The organism is Pseudomonas sp. R3.Fl, assembly GCF_023516765.1.
GTDB classification, from domain to species: domain Bacteria; phylum Pseudomonadota; class Gammaproteobacteria; order Pseudomonadales; family Pseudomonadaceae; genus Pseudomonas; species Pseudomonas citronellolis.
The window spans coordinates 5,498,302-5,516,611 of sequence record NZ_JAMGSO010000001.1 but is presented as its reverse complement, the minus strand read 5'-3'; the positions used below and the strand labels follow the sequence as shown (position 1 = coordinate 5,516,611).

14 protein-coding genes and 1 pseudogene are annotated in these 18,310 nt (G+C 68.1%); 6 read left to right on the top strand and 9 right to left on the bottom strand.

The genetic code is table 11. From position 1 onward, the window contains the following. Positions 1-72: 72 nt before the first annotated feature. The 7 genes from cmk to mtnA form a co-directional block, all read right to left on the bottom strand. The gene (cmk, locus tag M8R19_RS24360) at positions 73-777 is read right to left on the bottom strand and encodes a (d)CMP kinase (RefSeq protein WP_009620966.1); all 705 of its coding nucleotides are present in this window, start codon (positions 775-777) and stop codon (positions 73-75) included. Continuing rightward, positions 777-3,002 (bottom strand): bifunctional prephenate dehydrogenase/3-phosphoshikimate 1-carboxyvinyltransferase, encoded by a 2,226-nt coding sequence (locus tag M8R19_RS24355; RefSeq protein ID WP_249919169.1) that lies wholly within the window; start codon positions 3,000-3,002, stop codon positions 777-779. Before M8R19_RS24355 ends, cmk begins: the two co-directional genes overlap by 1 nt. Then, on the bottom strand, positions 2,995-4,107 hold the full coding sequence (hisC, locus tag M8R19_RS24350; protein WP_074976232.1) for a histidinol-phosphate transaminase: 1,113 nt from the start codon (positions 4,105-4,107) through the stop codon (positions 2,995-2,997). Before hisC ends, M8R19_RS24355 begins: the two co-directional genes overlap by 8 nt. An 88-nt stretch (positions 4,108-4,195) precedes the next feature. Next, positions 4,196-5,293 (bottom strand): prephenate dehydratase, encoded by a 1,098-nt coding sequence (gene pheA, locus M8R19_RS24345; RefSeq protein WP_043267575.1) that lies wholly within the window; start codon positions 5,291-5,293, stop codon positions 4,196-4,198. Next, positions 5,293-6,378 (bottom strand): 3-phosphoserine/phosphohydroxythreonine transaminase, encoded by a 1,086-nt coding sequence (serC, locus tag M8R19_RS24340; protein WP_249919168.1) that lies wholly within the window; start codon positions 6,376-6,378, stop codon positions 5,293-5,295. The genes pheA and serC overlap by 1 nt, the downstream gene beginning before the upstream one ends. Positions 6,379-6,393: 15 nt before the next feature. Next, positions 6,394-9,153, bottom strand: a complete 2,760-nt coding sequence (gyrA, locus tag M8R19_RS24335; RefSeq protein WP_249919167.1) for a DNA gyrase subunit A — start codon at positions 9,151-9,153, stop codon at positions 6,394-6,396. Between the two features lie 212 nt (positions 9,154-9,365). Next, positions 9,366-10,442: an S-methyl-5-thioribose-1-phosphate isomerase gene (gene mtnA / locus M8R19_RS24330; RefSeq protein WP_249919166.1), complete on the bottom strand. Its 1,077-nt coding sequence runs from the start codon at positions 10,440-10,442 to the stop codon at positions 9,366-9,368. 157 nt (positions 10,443-10,599) lie between these two features. Here mtnA and M8R19_RS24325 point away from each other — a divergent pair, with 157 nt between their 5' ends. The 5 genes from M8R19_RS24325 to M8R19_RS24305 all read left to right on the top strand — a co-directional run bounded on the left by M8R19_RS24325 (position 10,600) and on the right by M8R19_RS24305 (position 15,430). Further along, positions 10,600-11,925, top strand: coding sequence for a TRZ/ATZ family hydrolase (locus M8R19_RS24325; protein ID WP_074976238.1), 1,326 nt, complete (start codon positions 10,600-10,602; stop codon positions 11,923-11,925). Positions 11,926-12,041: 116 nt separating this feature from the next. After that, complete coding sequence (ubiG, locus tag M8R19_RS24320; RefSeq protein WP_249919165.1) at positions 12,042-12,740, top strand: bifunctional 2-polyprenyl-6-hydroxyphenol methylase/3-demethylubiquinol 3-O-methyltransferase UbiG; 699 nt, start codon at positions 12,042-12,044, stop codon at positions 12,738-12,740. Then, positions 12,737-13,417, top strand: coding sequence for an N-acetylmuramic acid 6-phosphate phosphatase MupP (gene mupP, locus M8R19_RS24315; protein ID WP_249919164.1), 681 nt, complete (start codon positions 12,737-12,739; stop codon positions 13,415-13,417). The genes ubiG and mupP overlap by 4 nt, the downstream gene beginning before the upstream one ends. A gap of 94 nt (positions 13,418-13,511) precedes the next feature. Beyond that, the gene (locus M8R19_RS24310; RefSeq protein WP_249919163.1) at positions 13,512-14,255 is read left to right on the top strand and encodes a YciK family oxidoreductase; all 744 of its coding nucleotides are present in this window, start codon (positions 13,512-13,514) and stop codon (positions 14,253-14,255) included. Between the two features lie 245 nt (positions 14,256-14,500). Next, positions 14,501-15,430, top strand: a complete 930-nt coding sequence (locus M8R19_RS24305; protein ID WP_249919162.1) for a GGDEF domain-containing protein — start codon at positions 14,501-14,503, stop codon at positions 15,428-15,430. 277 nt (positions 15,431-15,707) lie between these two features. Here the strand turns inward: M8R19_RS24305 and rluB are convergent. Beyond that, positions 15,708-16,898 (bottom strand): annotated as a pseudogene (rluB, locus tag M8R19_RS24300) (23S rRNA pseudouridine(2605) synthase RluB); the annotation flags it as partial. A 137-nt stretch (positions 16,899-17,035) separates the two neighbouring features. On the opposite strand from rluB, the gene M8R19_RS24295 reads away from it, so the two are divergent. Further along, on the top strand, positions 17,036-17,470 hold the full coding sequence (locus M8R19_RS24295; protein WP_249919161.1) for an NUDIX hydrolase: 435 nt from the start codon (positions 17,036-17,038) through the stop codon (positions 17,468-17,470). Between the two features lie 170 nt (positions 17,471-17,640). Here the strand turns inward: M8R19_RS24295 and M8R19_RS24290 are convergent, their stop codons facing one another. Beyond that, positions 17,641-18,291 carry a bifunctional 4-hydroxy-2-oxoglutarate aldolase/2-dehydro-3-deoxy-phosphogluconate aldolase gene (locus tag M8R19_RS24290; protein ID WP_074976254.1) on the bottom strand — a complete coding sequence of 217 codons (651 nt, stop codon included), beginning with the start codon at positions 18,289-18,291 and terminating at the stop codon, positions 17,641-17,643. Positions 18,292-18,310: the final 19 nt, after the last annotated feature.

The following is an 18,310-nucleotide window of genomic DNA, read 5'->3' as shown; positions in this document are numbered from 1 at the left end:
GAGGAATCATCCTCAGAAATATCTTCAAGCACGCGACGCCGAAAACTGCCGCAGCTGAAGGATTCCCAGGTCTCAGTCGGTCAGACCGAGCCTCTCGACCTCACCAAGAATGCTGTCCACCACCGCCTCGATGCTCATGCTGGTGGAGTCGACCACGATGGCGCCTTCGGCTGGCTTCAGCGGGGCCACGCTGCGCTGGCTGTCGCGTTCGTCGCGGGCGCGGATTTCCTCGGTGAGCGCGGCCATGTCGCAGTCCACGCCCTTGCCCTTGAGCTGCAGGTAGCGGCGGCGGGCGCGCTCCTCGGCCGAAGCGGTGAGGAAGATCTTCAGCGGCGCGCCGGGGAATACCACGGTGCCCATGTCGCGGCCGTCGGCCACCAGGCCCGGGGCTTCGAGGAAGGCGCGCTGGCGCTGCAGCAGGGCGTCGCGCACCGCCGGCAGCGCGGCGACCTGGGAGGCGCCGGCGCCGACCTGTTCGGTGCGGATGGTGTCGGTGACGTCTTCGCCTTCGAGGATGATGTGCTGGCCCTCGCCGCCCTTGGCGTGGGTGAACTGCACGTCCAGGTGCGCGGCCAGGACCTTGAGGGCTTCCTCGTTGGTCAGGTCGATGCCGTGGTTGCCGGCGGCGAAGGCCAGCAGGCGGTACAGCGCGCCGGAGTCCAGCAGGTTCCAGCCCAGGCGCTTGGCCAGGATGCCGGCCACGGTGCCCTTGCCGGAGCCGCTGGGGCCGTCGATGGCGACCACCGGCCAGGCCGCGGCGAAGTCGGAAGCGGCCATCAGTTGCCCTCCTCCGCCACGCGGATGCCGGCGCCCGCGGCCAGGCCGAGGAAGTTCGGGAAGGAAGTGGCGACGTTGGCGCAGTCGTGGATGCGGATCGGCGCCGAGGCGCGCAGCGAGGCCACGCTGAAGGACATGGCGATGCGATGGTCGCCGTGGCTCCAGACTTCGCCGCCGCCGTAGGCGCCGCCGTCGATGATGATGCCGTCCGGGGTCGGCTCGCACTTCACGCCCAGGGCCAGCAGGCCGTCGGCCATGACCTGGATGCGGTCGGATTCCTTCACCCGCAGTTCTTCGGCGCCGCGCAGCACGGTACGACCTTCTGCGTTGGCGGCGGCGACGAACAGCACGGGGAATTCGTCGATGGCCAGGGGCACCAGGTCCTCGGGGATGTCGATGCCTTTCAGCTTGGCCGAGCGCACGCGCAGGTCGGCCACCGGCTCGCCGCCCACTTCACGCTGGTTCTCCAGGGTGATGTCGGCGCCCATCAGCTTGAGGATGTCGATGACGCCGGTGCGGGTCGGGTTGATGCCGACGTGTTCGAGGACGATCTCCGAACCTTCGGCGATGCTCGCCGCGACCAGGAAGAAGGCCGCGGAGGAGATGTCCGCCGGTACTTCGATGTTGGTGGCGCTGAGCTTGTGGCCGCTTTCGACCTTGGCGGTACTGCCTTCCACGTCCACCGGGTAGCCGAAGCCGCGCAGCATGCGCTCGGTGTGGTCGCGGGTCGGCGCCGGCTCGGTCACCGAGGTTTCACCGGCGGCGTAGAGGCCGGCGAGCAGCAGGCAGGATTTCACCTGGGCGCTGGCCATGGGCATGTCGTAGTGCATGCCGGTCAGCTTCTGGCCGCCCTTGATGGTCAGTGGCGGGCGCCCTTCGGCGGCGGTCTCGATCACCGCGCCCATCTCGCGCAGCGGTTTGGCCACGCGGTTCATCGGACGCTTGGTCAGCGAGGCGTCGCCGGTCAGGGTGCTGTCGAACGGCTGCGCCGCCAGCAGGCCGCTGAGCAGGCGCATGGAGGTTCCGGAGTTGCCCAGGTAGATGGGGCCCGGCGCCGGCTTCAGGCCGTGCAGGCCGACGCCGTGGACGGTCACGCGGCCGTGGTGCGGGCCTTCGATGACCACGCCCATGTCGCGGAACGCCTGAATGGTGGCCAGGGCGTCCTCGCCCTCGAGGAAGCCTTCCACCTCGGTGGTGCCTTCGGCCAGGGAGCCGAGCATGATCGAGCGGTGGGAGATGGACTTGTCGCCCGGAACGCGTACGCGCCCGGACAGGCGGCCACCCGGCTGGGCCAGGTAAATCAGGTCGTTGTTGTGCATGGCGTCCACATAGGCCCGGCGGGCCAGGATTTTGCTGAAATGTTCACGGGCGACGCGGGCGCGGGTGAAGACGCCCATCAGTTGCTGCCCGTCCCCTGCATCGACGGCCTCGCGCAGGGCGTCGAGGTCGTCGCGGAAAACGTCGAGGATGCGCAGCACCGCCTTGCGGTTGGCAAGGAAGATGTCGTGCCACATCGTCGGGTCGCTGCCGGCGATCCGCGTGAAGTCGCGGAAGCCGCCGGCGGCATAACGGAAGATTTCCAGATTTTCGCTGCGCTTGGCCAGCGAGTCGACCAGCGTGAAGGCCAGCAGGTGCGGCAGGTGGCTGGTGGCGGCGAGCACTTCGTCATGGTGCTCGACTTCCATCAGCTCGACGTCCGCGCCCAGCTCGCGCCACAGCGCCTCGACGCACTGGATCGCGTCCGCGTCGGCATTATCCAGCGGCGTGAGGATGACTTTATGACGGCGGAACAGTTTGCCGTTGGCCGCTTCCACCCCGCTCTGCTCGGAGCCGGCGATGGGATGGCCAGGAACGAAGCGCGCCGGCATCTCGCCGAAGACGGCCCTGGCCGCGCGCACCACGTTGCCCTTGGCGCTGCCGACGTCGGTGAGCACAGCGTGACCGAGGTCGAAGGTGGCCAGTTCGGCCAGCACCTTCTCCATGGCCAGGATGGGCACGGCGAGCTGGATCACGTCGGCGTCGCGGCAGCCTTCGCGCAGGCTCTCCTCGCAACGGTCGACCACGCCCAGCTGCACCGCCAGGCGGCGGGTCTGCGGGTCGCGGTCAACGCCGACCACTTCCTCGAACAGGCCTTTCTCGCGCAGCCCTTTGGCGAAGGAGCCGCCGATCAGGCCCAGCCCCACCACCACCAGGCGGCGGAGCTTGCGTGGCGTCACCTCAGGCACGGGCGAGCACCTTGGCCAGGGCTTCGAGGAAACGTGCGTTCTCTTCCGGCAGGCCGATGGAGATGCGCAGGTGCTGCGGCATGCCGTAGCCGCCCACCGGACGGACGATCACGCCTTCTGCCAGCAGGGCCTGGTAGACCGGGCCGGCGTCGCGCTGCAGGTCGACGGCGAGGAAGTTGCCTTTCGACGGAATCCAGGCCAGGCCCAGGGCGCGCAGGCCGTCCTGCAGCTGCTGCATGCCGGCGTCGTTGATGCGCTTGCCTTCGGCCAGGTACTCGGCGTCGTCCAGCGCGGCGCAGGCGGCGGCCAGGGCCAGGCTGTTGACATTGAACGGCTGGCGCACGCGGTTCAGCACGTCGGCGATCTGCGCCGAGGAGATGGCGTAGCCGACGCGTAGCGAAGCCAGGCCGTAGGCCTTGGAGAAGGTGCGCGAGACCAGCAGGTTCGGGTAGCGGGCCAGGTAGGCCAGGCCGTCGGGCAGTTCGTCGCCCTCGGCGTACTCGATGTAGGCCTCGTCCAGCACCACCAGGACGTTTTCCGGCACGCGGGAGAGGAATTGCTCCAGCGCGTCCGGGCCGAACCAGGTGCCGGTGGGGTTGTTCGGGTTGGCGATGAAGACCACGCGGGTGTTGGCGTCGATGGCCGCCAGCATGGCTTCCAGGTCATGCCCCCAGTCTTTCGCCGGCACAGCCCTGCCCTCGGCGCCGACGGCCTGGGTGGAGATCGGGTAGACGGCGAAGGCGTACTGGCTGAACACGGCGTTAAGGCCCGGCGCCAGGTAGGCGCGGGCGACCAGGTCGAGGATGTCGTTGGAGCCGTTGCCGAGGGTCACCTCGGCGGTGGAAACGCCGCAGCGGGCAGCCAGTTTGCTCTTCAGCTCGAAGCCGTTGCCGTCGGGATAGCGGGTCATTTCCGCCAGTTCGCCGCGGATCGCTTCCAGGACCTTGGCGCTGGGGCCCAGCGGGTTCTCGTTGCTGGCCAGCTTGACGATCTTCGCCGGGTCCAGGTTCAGCTCGCGGGCCAGTTCGTCCACCGGCTTGCCCGGCACGTAGGGCGAGAGTTTCTGTACGCCCGGCTGGGCCAGGGCGAGGAAGTCGCAAGACATATAAAAGGCCTCAGGCTACAGGCCCCAGGCTGCAGGCATAGACGCTCTTCACCGCCTGTAGCCTGCCGCCTGCCGCCTGCCGCCGCAGTTAAAGTACCGCTTTGGGATAGGAGCCCAGCACCTTCAGCGCCACGGCTTCGCCGTTGATCTTCTCCAGCACGTCCTTGATCAGCGGGTCCTTGTGGTGGCCGACGAAGTCGATGAAGAACACGTAGGTCCACTTGCCGCTGCGCGACGGGCGGGTCTCGATGCGCGTCAGGTCGATGCCGTTGGTGTGGAACGGCACCAGCAACTCGTGCAGCGCGCCGGGCTTGTTGCGCATGGAGACGATGATCGAGGTCTTGTCGTCGCCGGTCGGCGGCACTTCCTGGCTGCCGATGATGAGGAAGCGCGTGGAGTTGTCCGGGCGGTCCTCGATCTTCTCGTGCAGCTTGTCCAGGCCGTACAAGCTGGCCGCCATGTCGCCGGCGATGGCCGCGCTGTTCCACTCGCTCTTCACCCGCTTGGCGGCGTCGGCGTTGCTCGGCACCGCCACGCGCTCGACGTTCGGGTAGTGCGCGTCCAGCCACTTGCGGCACTGGGCCAGGGACTGGGCGTGGGAATAGATGCGGGTGATGCTGTCGGTCTTGGTGTTCTCGCCCACCAGCAGGTGGTGGTGGATGCGCAGCTCGACCTCGCCGCAGATCACCATGTCGTGTTCGAGGAAGCTGTCCAGGGTGTGGTTCACCGCGCCCTCGGTGGAGTTTTCCACCGGCACCACGCCGAAGTTCACCGCGCCGGCGGCCACTTCGCGGAACACTTCGTCGATGGCCGCCATCGGCGTGCTGATCACCGCATGGCCGAAGTGCTTGAGCGCCGCGGCCTGGGTGAAGGTGCCCTCGGGGCCGAGGTAGGCGACCTTGAGCGGCTGCTCCAGGGCCAGGCAGGAAGACATGATCTCGCGGAACAGCCGCGCCACTTCCTCGTTGCCCAGCGGGCCCTTGTTCAGCTCCATGATGTGCTTGAGCACCCAGGCCTCGCGCTCGGGCCGGTAGAACACCGGCTTCTCGCCCTCGGCCAGGGACTGCATCTTCACCCGCGCCACGTCGGTGGCGCAGCGGGCGCGTTCGCTGATCAGCTCGAGGATCTTCTCGTCGAGGCTGTCGATGCGTACGCGCAAAGCCTTGAGCTGGTCAGCGTCGCTCATCAGCCGTGCTCCTTCTCGAACTCGGCCATGTAGGCCACCAGGGCCTCGATGGCGTCCAGGCCCAGGGCGTTGTAGATGGAGGCGCGCATACCGCCCACCGAACGGTGGCCCTTGAGGTTGAGCAGGCCACGGGCGTCGGCGCCGGCGAGGAAGGCCTTGTCGAGCTTCTCGTCGGCCAGGCGGAACGGCACGTTCATCCAGGAACGGGCGCTGTGCTGGATCGGGTTGGTGTAGAAATCGCTGGCGTCGATGAAGGAGTACAGCAGGTCCTTCTTCGCGCGGTTGCGCCGCTCCATGGCCTCGACGCCGCCCTGCTCCTTCAGCCACTGGAAGACCAGGCCGGAGAGGTACCAGGAATAGGTGGCCGGGGTGTTGTACATGGAGCCGTTGTCGGCGGCGACCTTGTAGTTGAGCATGGTCGGGCAGATGCTGCGGGCGCGGCCGAGCAGGTCTTCGCGGACGATGACCACCACCAGGCCGGACGGGCCGATGTTCTTCTGCGCGCCGGCGTAGATCAGGCCGAACTTCGACACGTCGACCGGGCGCGAGAGGATGTCCGAGGACATGTCCACCACCAGCGGCACGTCACCCACTTCCGGAATCCAGTCGAACTCCAGGCCGCCGATGGTCTCGTTGGACGCGTAGTGCAGGTAGGCTGCGTTCGGCGTCAGGTTCCACTCGTTCTGCCCGGGGATGGCGAAATAGTCGTACCTGGAGGCGCTGGCGACTACGTTGACGTTGCCGAAACGGCGCGCTTCCTCGATGGCCTTCTTCGACCAGATGCCGGTTTCCACGTAGTCGGCCACGCCGTCCTCGGGCAGCAGGTTCAGCGGAATCTCGGCGAACTGCTGGCTGGCGCCGCCCTGGAGGAACAGCACCTTGTAGTTCGACGGCACGCCCATCAGGTCGCGCAGGTCCTGCTCGGCCTTCTCGGCGATGGCCACGTAGTCGTCGCTGCGGTGGCTCATCTCCATGACCGACAGGCCCTTGCCCTGCCAGTCGAGCAGCTCTTCGCGGGCGCGCTCCAGCACCTCGGTGGGAAGCGCAGCTGGACCTGCGCAGAAGTTATAGGCTCGCTTGCTCACATCCACTCTCGCTAATCAGTCTTCGCTGGCCTGCGGCGCTTCCTCGGCCGCGGCTTCGCCTGCTTCTTGATTCTCGTCGAACGCTTCGTCGTCCACGACTTCGCCCTCGACCACGGTCGGCTCCTGCACCCGCTCCAGGCCCACCAGGGTCTCGTCGGCGGCCAGCTTGATGAGGATCACGCCCTGGGTGTTGCGGCCCGCGCCGCGGACTTCGTCGACGCGGGTGCGGACCAGGGTGCCCTGGTCGGAAATCAGCATGATCTCCTCGCCGTCCAGCACCTGCACGGCGCCCACCAGCTTGCCGTTGCGCTCGTTGATGACCATGGCGATCACGCCCTGGCCACCGCGGCCGCGACGCGGATAGTCGGCCAGCGGGGTGCGCTTGCCGTAACCGCGCTCGGAGGCGCTGAGAATCTGCGCCTCGCGGCATTCGGGGATCAGCATGGAGATGATGCGCTGGTCTTCGGCCAGGCGCATGCCGCGCACGCCACGGGCGTTACGGCCCATGATGCGCACCTTGCTTTCCTTGAAGCGGATCACCTTGCCGGCGTCGGAGAACATCATCACGTCCTTCGAGCCGTCGGTGATGGCGGCGGCGATCAGCGAGTCGCCCTCCTCCAGTTTCAGCGCGATCAGGCCGTTGGAACGCGGCTTGGTGAACTGGATCAGCGGGGTCTTCTTCACGGTGCCCTTCATGGTGGCCATGAAGATGTAGGCGCCGGTCGGCTCATCCTGGCTGAAGTCGGCGTCGTCGCCCTCTTCGCCCTCTTCGGCTTCCACCACTTCGGCGACCTGCTCGGCGACCACGTCGTCGTCATCGCCTTCCTCGCCAGCGAACTGGGCGCGCACGGCTTCCAGGTCGATCTGCAGCATGGCGGTGATGCGTTCGCCCTCGTCCAGCGGCAGCAGGTTGACCAGCGGACGGCCGCGCGCGGTGCGCGAGGCTTCCGGGATCTCGAAGGTGCGCAGCCAGTAGACCTTGCCCTTGCTGGAGAACAGCAGCAGGGTGGCATGGCTGTTGGCCACCAGCAGGTGTTCGATGTAGTCCTCTTCCTTCACCGAGCTGGCCGACTTGCCCTTGCCACCGCGGCGCTGGGCCTCATAGGCGGCCAGCGGCTGCGACTTGGCGTAGCCACCGTGGGAGATGGTCACCACGCGCTCTTCCTCGGTGATGAGGTCGGCGATGGTCAGGTCCACCTGGGAGGCGACGATCTCGGTGCGGCGGGCGTCGCCGAACTCGGCCTTGACCTTCTCCAGCTCCTCGCGGATGACTTCCATCAGGCGCTGCGGGTTGGTCAGGATACGGATCAGCTCGCCGATCAGGGTGAGGATTTCCTGATATTCGGACAGGAGCTTCTCGTGCTCCAGGCCGGTCAGGCGGTGCAGGCGCAGTTCCAGGATGGCCTGGGCCTGCTCCGGCGACAGGTAGTACTTGCCCTCGCGCAGGCCGTACTGCGGGTCCAGGTCTTCCGGGCGGCAGGCATCGGCGCCGGCGCGCTCGACCATGGCTTCCACCGCACTGGATTCCCAGGCGGTGGCGATCAGGCGCTCCTTGGCCTCGGCCGGGGTCGGCGAGGTCTTGATCAGCTCGATCACCGGGTCGATGTTCGACAGCGCGACCGCCTGGCCTTCGAGGATGTGGCCGCGCTCGCGGGCCTTGCGCAGCTCGTAGACGGTCCGCCGGGTCACCACTTCGCGGCGGTGGCGGATGAAGACTTCGAGCATGTCCTTGAGGTTCAGCGTGCGCGGCTGGCCGTCGACCAGGGCCACCACGTTGATGCCGAACACGCTCTGCAGCTGGGTCTGGGCGTAGAGGTTGTTCAGCACCACCTCGCCGACTTCGCCGCGGCGCAGCTCGATGACCACGCGCATGCCGTCCTTGTCGGACTCGTCGCGCAGCTCGGTGATGCCTTCGATCTTCTTCTCTTTCACCAGCTCGGCGATCTTCTCGATCAGCCGCGCCTTGTTCAGCTGGTAGGGCAGCTCGGTGATGATGATCTGCTGGCGGTTGCCGCCCTTCTCCATGTCCTCGATATCGGCGCGGGCACGGATGTAGATGCGCCCGCGGCCGGTACGGTAGGCCTCGATGATGCCGGCGCGGCCGTTGATGATGCCGGCGGTCGGGAAGTCGGGACCGGGGATGTACTGCATCAGGTCGTCGACGGACAGCTCGGGGTTGTCCATCAGCGCCAGGCAGCCGTCGATCACCTCGCCCAGGTTGTGCGGCGGGATGTTGGTCGCCATGCCCACGGCGATGCCGCTGGAGCCGTTGACCAGCAGGTTGGGGATCTTGGTCGGCATGACCGCCGGGATCTGCTCGGTGCCGTCGTAGTTGGGCACCCAGTCGACGGTTTCCTTGTCCAGGTCCGCCAGCAGCTCGTGGGCCAGCTTGGCCATGCGCACTTCGGTGTAGCGCATGGCCGCGGCGTTGTCGCCGTCCACCGAACCGAAGTTGCCCTGGCCGTCCACCAGCATGTAGCGCAGCGAGAACGGCTGGGCCATACGCACGATGGTGTCGTACACCGCGGTGTCGCCGTGCGGGTGGTATTTACCGATCACGTCGCCGACCACACGGGCGGATTTCTTGTAGGGCTTGTTCCAGTCGTTGCCCAGTTCGCTCATGGCGTACAGGACGCGGCGGTGCACGGGCTTGAGGCCATCGCGTGCATCGGGCAGGGCACGACCGACGATCACGCTCATGGCGTAATCGAGGTAGGACTGTCGGAGTTCGTCTTCGATGTTGACCGGGAGGATTTCTTTGGCCAGTTCGCCCATGAGAAGCCTGGTTCCTTTTGCAGATGGAACTCCGCCTCGCCCGTCCCGAGCCCGGCGGAGTGCGACAGCGCTATCAGAACGCCATCGACTCACAACAAATCAACGACTTAGGTCAATGATCCGCGCAATCGACGGGGCCCTGAAAAGGCCCCACTGAGAACCGTCGGAGCTTACCACAAGCCAGGGGGAACACCTATCCCCGCCGGGCGCCCTCAATGCAGGCGCTTGCGGCTCATCAACTGGGCCATGCGCTCGGTGTCCGGACGCTCGACGACGCCGCGCTCGGTCACGATGGCATCGATCAGGTCGGCCGGGGTCACGTCGAACACCGGATTGTAGGCATCCACCTCGGCGGCTATCCGCTTGCCGCCGATTTCCAGGAGTTCGCGGCCGTCACGCTCCTCGATGGGGATGTCCTCGCCGCTTTCCAGGTTCATGTCGATGGTCGAGCTGGGCGCCACCACCATGAAGCGCACGCCGTGGTGCATGGCGTTGATCGCCAGCTGGTAGGTGCCGATCTTGTTCGCCACGTCGCCGTTGGCGGTGATGCGGTCGGCGCCGACGATGACCCAGGTGATGCTCTGGGTCTTCATCAGGTGCGCCGCCGCGGCGTCGACATTCAGGGTGACCGGCACGCCCTCGTTGGCCAGCTCCCAGGCGGTCAGGCGCGCGCCCTGCAGCCAGGGGCGCGTCTCATCGGCGTAGATGCGCTCGACCAGGCCCTCCAGGTGCGCCGCTCGGATCACCCCCAGGGCGGTGCCGAAGCCGCCGGTGGCCAGGGCGCCGGTGTTGCAGTGAGTGAGGATCTTCTGCGGGCCGGAGTGCTGCTTGCGGATCAGCTCGACACCGAGCTGGGCCATGGTCAGGTTGGCCTCGCGGTCGCTCTCGTGGATGGCGATAGCCTCGGCTTCCAGCACCTGCAGCGGGTCGTCGCCCGGCTTCAGGCGTTCGAGGCGCTCGCGCATGCGGTTCAGCGCCCAGAACAGGTTGACCGCCGTGGGCCGCGATTCGGCCAGCACGCGGAAGTCGTCCTCCAGGGCCTCGCGCCAGGCGCCGCCATTGTTCAGGCGGGCCTGCAGGCCCAGCACCAGGCCGTAGGCCGCGGCGATGCCGATGGCCGGGGCGCCGCGCACCACCATCTGGCGGATGGCCTCGGCGACGCCGGCGGCGCTGTCGTAGCTCAGCCAGGTTTCCTCCAGCGGCAACAGGCGCTGGTCGAGCAGACGAAGGGTGCCCTTGCGCCAATCAATGGCCGTGACCCGCTCGGCCGCCAACAGTCGCTCACGCATGGAACACCTCGTTCTTCTATCAGGTCCGGGCGCGCCGGGCGGCGCGCCGATATCGAGCCCGGCCAGGGCCGGGAAAACCCGCGAGTATAACGAGCCGCAGGCCAAGGTGCTCGGGTATACTGCCGGCCACCCGTTCCCGCGCCGCAGGAAGCGCCCCATGCCCGACGCCAAAGCCCCTCTCGACCTGCTTCTGCTGCCGACCTGGATAGTCCCGGTGGAGCCCGCCGGCGTGGTCCTGCGCGACCATGCGCTGGGCATCCGCGACGGCCGCATCGCCCTCCTCGCCCCGCGCGCCGAAGCCCTGCGCCAGCCGGCGGCGGAAACCCGCGAGCTGCCGGGCATGCTGCTCGCTCCGGGCCTGGTCAACGCCCATGGCCACGCCGCCATGAGCCTGTTCCGCGGCCTGGCCGACGACCTGCCGCTGATGACCTGGCTGCAGGAGCACATCTGGCCGGCCGAGGCGAAATGGGTGGACGAGGACTTCGTGCGCACCGGCAGCGAGCTGGCCATCGCCGAACAGATCAAGGGCGGCATCAGCTGCTTCTCGGACATGTACTTCCACCCGCGGGTGACCTGCGAGGCGGTCCACGACAGCGGCATCCGCGCCCAGGTCTGCGTGCCGGTGCTGGACTTCCCCATGCCCGGCGCCCGCGACGCCCAGGAGGCGATCCGCCAGGGCGTGGCGCTGCACGACGACCTCAAGCACCACCCGCGCATCCGCGTGGCCTTCGGCCCGCACGCGCCCTACACGGTCGGCGATGACAAGCTGGAGAACGTGCTGATGCTGGCCGAGGAACTCGACGCCGGCATCCAGATGCACGTCCACGAGACTGCCTTCGAGGTCCAGCAGGCCCTGGAGAAGAGCGCCGAGCGCCCGCTGGCCCGGCTGCACCGCCTGGGCCTGCTGGGGCCGCGCTTCCAGGCCGTGCACATGACCCAGGTGAGCGACGAGGACCTGGAACTGCTGGTGGAAACCAACAGCTCGGTGATCCACTGCCCGGAATCCAACCTCAAGCTGGCCAGCGGCTTCTGCCCGGTGGAACGCCTGTGGCAGGCCGGGGTCAACGTCGCCATAGGCACCGACGGCGCGGCCAGCAACAACGACCTCGACCTGCTCGGCGAAACCCGCACCGCCGCCCTGCTGGCCAAGGCAGTGGCCGGCCAGGCCACTGCCTTGGATGCCCACCGCGCGCTGCGCATGGCCACCCTGAACGGCGCCCGCGCCCTGGGCCTGGAGCAGGAAATCGGCTCGCTGGAGCTGGGCAAGTCCGCGGACCTGGTGGCCTTCGACCTTTCCGGGCTGGCCCAGCAGCCGGTCTACGAGCCGGTCTCGCAACTGATCTACGCCACCGGCCGCGACTGCGTGCGCCACCTGTGGGTCAGCGGCAAGCAGCTGCTGGACGCCGGCCGCCTGACGCGCCTGGACGAGGGCCGCCTGGCCGCCGAGGTCGGCGCCTGGGGCCGGCGCATCGCCGGCGCCTGAACACTGCCGGGCGCGGCTGCGACAATCTGTCATGCCGCGCCCATCCGCCGCGCGAAGCTGGCATCATAGTCGGCCTGCGCGCCACGATTTCCCATGATTTGCAACGAAGGTACGCCATGAGCAACGTCGACCACGCCGAGATCGCCAAATTCGAGGCACTGGCCCATCGCTGGTGGGACCGCGAGAGCGAGTTCAAGCCGCTGCACGACATCAACCCGCTGCGCGTCAACTGGATCGACGAGCGCGCCAGCCTGGCCGGCAAGAAGGTGCTGGACGTCGGCTGCGGCGGCGGCATCCTCAGCGAGGCCATGGCCCAGCGCGGCGCCACCGTCATGGGCATCGACATGGGCGAGGCGCCGCTGGCAGTGGCCCAGCTGCACCAGCTGGAATCCGGGGTGCCGGTGGAATACCGGCGCATCACCGCCGAACAGCTGGCCGAGGAAATGCCCGGGCGGTTCGACGTGGTCACCTGCCTGGAAATGCTCGAGCACGTGCCCGACCCGGCCTCGGTGATCCGCGCCTGCCACAAGATGGTCAAGCCCGGCGGCCAGGTGTTCTTCTCCACCATCAACCGCAACCCCAAGGCCTACCTGTTCGCCATCGTCGGCGCCGAGTACGTCATGCGCCTGCTGCCGCGCGGCACCCACGACTTCAAGAAGTTCATCCGCCCCTCCGAGCTGGGCGCCTGGTCGCGCGATGCGGGTCTGGCGGTCAAGGACATCATCGGCCTGACCTACAACCCGCTGACCAAGCACTACAAGCTGGCCGACGACGTCGACGTCAACTACATGATCCAGACCCTGCGCGAGGAATGACGGCGATGCAGCTCAGAGCGGTTCTCTTCGACATGGACGGCACCCTGCTGGACACTGCGCCGGACTTCATCGCCGTGTGCCAGGCCATGCTCGCCGCCCATGGCCGCGCGCCGATCGACGCCCAGCGCATCGCCGACGTGGTCTCCGGCGGCGCCCGCGCCATGGTCGCCGCGACCTTCGACATGGACCCGGAAGCCGACGGCTTCGAGACGCTGCGCCAGGAATTCCTCGACCGCTACCAGGACCACTGCGCGGTCTACAGCCGCCTGTACGACGGCATGCCGGAGCTGCTGGAAAGCATCGAGCGGGCCAACCTGATCTGGGGCGTGGTGACCAACAAGCCGGTGCGCTTCGCCGAACCGATCATGCAGCAGCTGGGCCTGGCCGAGCGCTCGGCGGTGCTGGTCTGCCCGGACCACGTGACCAACAGCAAGCCCGACCCGGAGCCGCTGCTGCTGGCCTGCAGCCAGCTGGGCATCGACCCGGCGCAGGTGCTGTTCATCGGCGACGACCTGCGCGACATCGAGTCCGGCCGCGCCGCCGGCACCAAGACCGCGGCGGTGCGCTACGGCTACATCCACCCCGAGGACAACCCCGCGCACTGGGGCGCCGACGTGATCGTCGACCATCCGCGCGACCTGCTGGCGGTGCTCGACCGCGCCCTCTGTAGCTGCTAGAGCAGCAGCCCCAAGCAACAAGCTGCAAGCCTCAAGCTCAAGCCGCTCTTTGTCGCTTGCAGCTTGAAGCTTGCCGCTCGCCGAAGGAGATTCCATGTTCGACTATTGCGCCCCCTCCGACCTGCTCAAGGACCGGGTGATCCTGGTCACCGGCGCCGGCCGCGGCATCGGTGCCGCCGCCGCGCGGGCCTATGCCGCCCACGGCGCCACCGTGCTGCTGCTGGGCAAGAGCGAAGAAAACCTCAACCAGACCTACGACCAGATCGAGGCCGCCGGCCACCCGCAGCCGGTGGTCATCCCCTTCAACCTGGAAACCGCCCAGCCGCACCAGTACGACGAGCTGGCGGCGACCATCGAGAAGGAATGCGGCAAGCTCGACGGCCTGCTGCACAACGCCTCCATCCTCGGCCTGCGCTCGCCCATCGAGCAGATTTCCGGGGAAAACTTCATGCGCGTCATGCAGGTCAACGTCAACGCCGTGTTCATGCTGACCCACGCCATGCTGCCGCTGCTCAAGCTGGCCAGCGACGCCTCGGTGATCTTCACCTCCAGCGGCGTCGGGCGTAAGGGCCGCGCCTACTGGGGCGCCTACGCGGTGTCCAAGTTCGCCACCGAGGGCCTGATGCAGGTGATGGCCGACGAGTGCGACGGCACCAACGCCGTCCGCGCCAACAGCGTCAACCCCGGCGCCACCCGCACCAGCATGCGCGCCATGGCCTACCCGGGCGAGAACCCGGCGAACAACCCGGCGCCCGACGAGATCATGCCGGTCTACCTGTACCTGATGGGCCCGGACAGCATCGGCGTCAACGGCCAGGCCTTCGACGCCCAGGCCTGACCGGCACGGGGCGGCGCGATAGTCGCCCCGCCGGTTTTCCGGCTACGCCCGGGGAAAGCGCCTACGGCCACCCCGGAAAATTCGCCATCATTTTGACATCCCACCCTCCGGGGCACTCCCAGCCTACGGAACCAAGCCCGCGCCAGACGGTCCCTTGAGCCGTCAGAACAGAACTTTCCGCGGGTTGGCACGAAAATAGCTCAGCCCTCACTGTCGCCGTTTTGCGCCAGAGGTCGCCACGCGTCATGGCCCCGCCCAAGCAGTCCAACACCATCGATTTCGACACCGCCAAGCTCCAGCGCCTGAGCCTGGGCGAGAACGCCCGCCCGCGCGGCCGGCGCCCGGCCAGCCTGACGGACGTGCGCCGGCAGCTCGCCGTGCAGCTGCAGACCAGCCTCGAGGCCGAGCGCGTCCTGGGCCTGTTCTTCCAGGAGATCCAGGCGCTGCTGCCGCTGGACTACCTGAGCTACCAGAACGGCAGCGCCGACCTGCGCCTGGAGTTCGGCGAAGCGGCCAGCCACGGCGCCACCTACAACCTCAACCATGCCGGGGAATACCTGGGCGAGCTGGCCTTCCGCCGCCGCCGCCCCTTCGACGAGACCGAACTGGGCCAGCTGGAAAGCCTGATCGCCAGCCTGCTCTACCCGCTGCGCAACGCCCTGCTCTACCGCGCCGCCATCCAGGCCGCCCTGCGCGACGCGCTGACCGGCACCGGCAACCGCATCGCCATGGACCAGGCCCTGGGCCGCGAGGTCGAGCTGGCGCGGCGCAGCCTGCAGCCGCTGTCGGTGCTGATGCTCGACCTGGACCACTTCAAGCGCATCAACGACCAGTACGGCCACAGCCACGGCGACGAAGCCCTGCGCTGCGTGGCCAGGGCGATCAAGGCGAGCCTGCGCAACGTCGACATGGTCTTCCGCTTCGGCGGCGAGGAGTTCCTCGTGCTGCTGTCCAACACGCCGAGCAGCAGCGCCGCCCAGGTCGGCGAAAGGCTGCGGCATGCCATCCAGGAGCTGGCCTTTGCCGTCGATGGCAAGCCGGTGCCGCTGTCCGTCAGCCTCGGCTGCGCCACCCTGATCGCCGGCGAGCGCGTCGACGACCTGCTGCACCGGGCCGACGCCGCGCTCTACGCGGCCAAGCGCGACGGCCGCAACCGCCTGGCCTGCGCTGGCTGAGCGGACTTTCCGGAAGACGAAAAAAAAGGGCTCCGCGGAGCCCTTTTTTCATGCCTGACGCTTAGCGCTTGAAGCCCGGGCGCATGCCGTCGCCGGCCGGCTGCGGGCGGCGCTTGTTCAGCGGCTTGCGCGCCACCGGCTTGGACGGGCGCTCGTCACGCTCGGCGCTCGGCTTGGCCGGACGCGAACGCGGCGCCTCGCCGACCGGAGCCTTGCCACGGCCTTCCGGACGCGGCGCGCGGGCCGGACGCTCGGAATCCTGGCGCGGGCCACGGGCCGGGCGGTCGGAGTCCTTGCGCGGGCCGCGGGCCGGACGGTCGGCATCCTGGCGCGGACCACGGGCCGGACGATCGGAATCCTGACGCGGACCACGGGCCGGACGATCGGAGTCCTTGCGCGGACCACGAACCGGACGATCCGAATCCTGGCGCGGACCGCGAACCGGACGATCGGAGTCCTGGCGCGGACCGCGAGCCGGACGATCCGAATCCTGATGCGGGCCACGGGCCGGACGCTCGCTGGCGCCCGGACGCGGGCTGCGGCTCGGACGCTCGCCCTCGAAGGACTCCTTGCGCTGACGGTTGCCGCGACCGGCATCCGGGCGCTCGCTGCGCGCCAGCGGCTTGGCCAGCTTGCGCTGCTGGCGTTCGAGCTTGTCCTTGGCCTTGGTGGTCATCTCCGGCAGTTTCACCGGCTTCAGGCCGACCTCTTCGCTGAGGATGTCCAGTTCGCGCTGGTCCATCTCGCGGTAGCGGCCCATGGTCAGCTCGGAGGTGAGGAACACCGGGCCGAAGCGCACGCGCTTCAGGCGGCTCACCACCACGCCCTGGGATTCCCACAGGCGGCGCACTTCGCGGTTGCGGCCTTCCATCACCACCACGTGGTACCAGTGGTTGAAGCCTTCGCCGCCGGGCGCCTGCTGGATGTCGCTGAACTTGGCCGGGCCGTCTTCGAGCATCACGCCGGCTTTCAGGCGCTCGATCATCTCTTCGTCGACTTCGCCGCGCACACGCACGGCGTACTCGCGGTCCATCTCGTAGGACGGGTGCATCAGGCGGTTGGCCAACTCGCCGTCGGTGGTGAACAGCAGCAGGCCGGTGGTGTTGATGTCCAGGCGGCCGACGTTGATCCAGCGGCCGCTGCGCAGGCGCGGCAGGCGGTCGAACACGGTGGGACGGCCTTCCGGGTCGTCGCGGGTGCAGACCTCGCCCTCGGGCTTGTTGTAGATCAGCACGCGGCGCACGTGCTCTTCGGCCTGCTCGCGGCGGATCAGGTGCTCGTCGACGGCGATGGCGTCGTGGCCTTCCACGCGCTGGCCGAGGCTGGCGACCACGCCGTTGACCTTGACCCGGCCTTCCTCGATCCAGGCCTCGACGTCACGGCGCGAGCCGACGCCCAGACGGGCCAGGACCTTCTGCAGCTTCTCGCCGGCGGGGGAAATTTCTGGGTTTTCGTGCGTGTCGTTCATCTGGGCACCTCCCGGTGTGTCATGCAACGAAGAAAAAGGTCGCGCATCATACGCGCTTGGGCGCGGCAAAGCACCGTCCGTGATCGGGAAAGCCTAGCCGCTTTTGCCATTCGCGCCGCTTTCAGGGGAAAACCGAGTTGAGCGACGAATCCGCCTTCACCGGCGCCAAGCTGGCGCTGTTCCACGACGGCCACCTGGTGGTCTACCGCCGCGACAAAAAGCCCGGCATTCCCTTCCCCGGCTGCTGGGACTTTCCCGGCGGCGGCCGCGAAGGTGCGGAAACCCCGGCCGAATGCGCGTTGCGCGAACTGGAGGAGGAGTTCGCCATCCGCCTGGGCCAGGAGCGCATCGAATGGCAGCGCCGCTACCGCGCCACCCACGGCCCGGCGCCCTGGGCCTGGTTCCTGGTGGCGCGGCTGAGGGCGGCGGAGTTCGCGGCGATCCGCTTCGGCGACGAGGGGCAGTATTGGCGGCTGATGGCGGTGGAGGAGTACCTCGGGTTGGATGAGGGGGAGGCGGTGCCCTATCTGCAGGAGCGGTTGCGGCATTATCTGGAAGGCTGCTCGTCGTAGGGCGCATAACGTCTACGGCGTTATCCGCCGAATCGCGGACAGAGTCCGCTCCTACGGTTCAGGGAAGCACGGTCGTAGGAGCGGACTCCGTCCGCGATTGGAATCACCGAGCTCCCCGCCCCCATAAAAAAGCCCGGCACAAGGCCGGGCACGTCCGATCGTGGGACAGCTCAGTGTGATTCGAGCAGCGCCAGGGCCTCGCGCGACAGGCGCTCGACCGCGGCCCAGTCACCGCTGGCGACCGCAGCCTTGGGCAGCATCCAGGTGCCCCCCACGCACATCACGTTGTCCAGGCGGTAATAGTCGTTCAGGTTGTCCGGTCCTACCCCGCCGGTGGGGCAGAAGCGCACTTCCGGGAAGGGGCCGGCGAAGGCCTTGAGCGCTTCCACGCCGCCGCACACCTTGGCCGGGAACAGCTTGAAGCGGCGCAGGCCGTGGCGGTAGGCGGCCATGATCTCGGAGGCGGTGGCCACGCCGGGCAGCAGCGGCACCGGGCGGCTCACCGCGTGCTGCAGCAGTTCCTCGGTGCAGCCGGGGGTGACGATGAACTGCGCGCCGGCCTCTTCCGCCTGGCGGAAGGTTTGCGGGTCCAGCACGGTGCCGGCGCCCACGCACAATTCCGGGCGCTGTTCGGCCAGGGTGCGGATGGCGGTCAGGCCCAGCGGGGTGCGCAGGGTCACTTCCAGCACGGTGATGCCGCCGGCGGCCAGGGCGTCGGCCATGGGCAGGATGTCCTGCTCGCGATCGATGGTGATCACCGGCAGGATGCGGGCGCGCTCGGCGAGGGCGTCGATGCGCTGGATGTGGGAATCAAGGCTCATGTTGCGGTAACTCCGTGCC